2 protein-coding genes are annotated in these 2,421 nt (G+C 66.0%); both read left to right on the top strand.

Annotation, left to right across the window (positions count from 1 at the left end; genetic code table 11):
• Nucleotides 1–406: 406 nt before the first annotated feature.
• The gene (locus tag TN53_RS46150) at nt 407–595 is read left to right on the top strand and encodes an acyl-CoA carboxylase epsilon subunit (protein ID WP_095046989.1); all 189 of its coding nucleotides are present in this window, start codon (nt 407–409) and stop codon (nt 593–595) included.
• 123 nt (nt 596–718) lie between these two features.
• On the top strand, nt 719–2,308 hold the full coding sequence (locus tag TN53_RS40245) for an acyl-CoA carboxylase subunit beta (protein ID WP_046263827.1): 1,590 nt from the start codon (nt 719–721) through the stop codon (nt 2,306–2,308).
• Nucleotides 2,309–2,421: the final 113 nt, after the last annotated feature.

Below are 2,421 nucleotides of genomic sequence, written 5' to 3' on the forward strand. Positions count from 1 at the left end.
GTGCTTGGTGTGGTGCGGTCGATGCGGAACGTGATCGCAGACATAGTTCCCCCTGAGCCGCTTGGCCTGATGACGAGGAGTTCGTTTCCCCGGGCCAGCAAAGATACATACCAACCGGTTTAATTTCTAGCGGAACGGAAGGCTCCTGGTGTGGCATAAATGGAGCATCTTGTTCCGATCTTCTTGAGGCAGATCCGGCTCCGGCCCCGTATCCGCCGTGGCGTGGGTTTTCACAGGCCCGGCGGATGGCGACGGGAAGGGATGCGCCGTCGTCCGATGCGAGGTCCTCTCCGTCGTGCGGCGCTCGGGACGCCGTATCCGCTCCGGGTTCTCAATCGCCCTCAAAGCGGCCCTTGAGCGGCCTGCTCGATGGTGTCCAAGAGCCCGAGAAGAGGGGAGCGTTCGGATGGAAAGTGGACAAGCCCTGCTCCGTGTGGAGCGCGGCAACCCCGGCGATGCCGAGCTGGCCGCTCTTGCCGTGGTGGTGCTCGCCCGGTGCGCATCCGAACGGCATCCAGACGGAGAGCTACCGGAGCCGGGCTTCCGTCAGTGGCGCGAGCCCTCTGCGTACGCGGCCCCCGACAGCTGGCGCTAATGGCGGAAGCGATCTCCATATCTTCTTCATAATTCAATTAGAGACCGCTTATGCGGTTTGTTATGATGGCTTCACGGACCCGGGGCGGGACCTCCTCGGCCTTGTCCCAGGAAGGCACCTGACATGGCTATGACGAGCCGGGCACCCATGGCCCCGGGCCCCGCCGATATACGCGGGCGCGTGGCGGAACTGGACAGCATCCGTGCACAGGCGCTGGCCGGCCCCAGTCAGCAGGCGACCGAGGCGCAGCACGCCAAGGGCAAGCTGACCGCCCGGGAGCGCATCGAACTGCTGCTGGACCCGGGTTCGTTCCAGGAGGTCGAGCAACTGCGCCGACATCGGGCAAGCGGTTTCGGTCTGGAGGTGAAGAAGCCTTACACGGATGGCGTGATCACCGGCTGGGGGATGGTGGAAGGGCGTACCGTTTTCGTATACGCGCACGACTTCCGGATCTTCGGTGGTGCGCTGGGCGAGGCCCATGCCACGAAGATCCACAAGATCATGGACATGGCTATCGCTACTGGGGCTCCGCTGGTGTCGCTGAACGACGGCGCCGGCGCCCGCATCCAGGAGGGCGTGTCGGCGCTCGCCGGGTATGGCGGCATCTTCCAGCGCAACACGAAGGCTTCAGGTGTCATCCCGCAGATCAGCGTGATGCTGGGACCGTGCGCGGGCGGTGCGGCCTACAGCCCCGCGCTGACCGACTTCGTGTTCATGGTCCGTGAGACCTCGCAGATGTTCATCACCGGCCCGGACGCGGTCAAGGCGGTGACGGGTGAAGAGATTTCCCAGAACGGCCTGGGTGGCGCGGACGTCCACGCGCAGACCAGCGGTGTCTGCCACTTCGCGTACGACGACGAGGAGACCTGCATCGCGGAGGTGCGCTACCTCCTGTCGTTGCTGCCCCAGAACAACCGGGAAGCTCCGCCGAGGGTGCGCGGTGGTGACTACATAGACCGGCGCTCGGACGCGCTCCTCGACCTGGTGCCCGCGGACGGCAACCGGCCCTACGACATGGCCAAGGTCATCGAGGAGGTCGTCGATGACGGCGAGTACCTGGAGGTCCACGAGGGCTGGGCACGCAACATCATCTGCGCGCTGGCCCGGCTCGACGGGCAGAGCGTCGGGTTCGTCGCCAACCAGCCCCAGACCCTGGCCGGCGTGCTGGACATCGAGGCCAGCGAAAAGGCCGCACGTTTCGTCCAGATGTGCGACGCCTTCAACATCCCCATCATGACCTTCCTCGACGTCCCCGGCTTCCTCCCGGGTGTCGACCAGGAGCACGGCGGGATCATCCGGCACGGCGCGAAGCTGTTGTACGCCTACTGCAACGCGACCGTGCCGCGGGTCTCGCTGGTGCTGCGCAAGGCTTACGGCGGCGCGTACATCGTCATGGACTCCCAGTCCATCGGCGCCGACCTGACGTACGCGTGGCCGACGAACGAGATCGCCGTCATGGGCGCCGAGGGCGCCGCCAACGTCATCTTCCGCCGGCAGATCGCCGAGGCCGAGGACCCCGAGGCCATGCGGCAGAAGATGGTCAAGGAGTACAAGGCCGAGCTCATGCACCCGTACTACGCGGCGGAGCGCGGCCTGGTGGACGACGTGATCGATCCGGCCCGGACCCGCGAGGTCCTCATCCGCTCCCTGGCCATGCTCCGAAGGAAACACGCAGACCTGCCGTCGCGCAAACACGGCAACCCCCCGCAGTAGCAGTACGTTCCGAGGGACTTGGGATGTCGGTGCGGTGCCGGCCTTCGACGTCCCGGTTCTCAGGAGACAGCACATGGCCAAACAGGAGCGAGCGGCCCGCACCCGGCAGGCAC

The organism is Streptomyces sp. WM6386 (assembly GCF_000972385.1).
Classification (GTDB): domain Bacteria; phylum Actinomycetota; class Actinomycetes; order Streptomycetales; family Streptomycetaceae; genus Streptomyces.

What these genes read in the sequence shown, in the direction of transcription:
- TN53_RS40245 (WP_046263827.1), top strand. Translation starts at nt 719, where the DNA reads ATGGCTATGACGAGCCGGGCACCCATGGCCCCGGGCCCCGCCGATATA.
- TN53_RS46150 (WP_095046989.1), top strand. Translation starts at nt 407, where the DNA reads ATGGAAAGTGGACAAGCCCTGCTCCGTGTGGAGCGCGGCAACCCCGGC.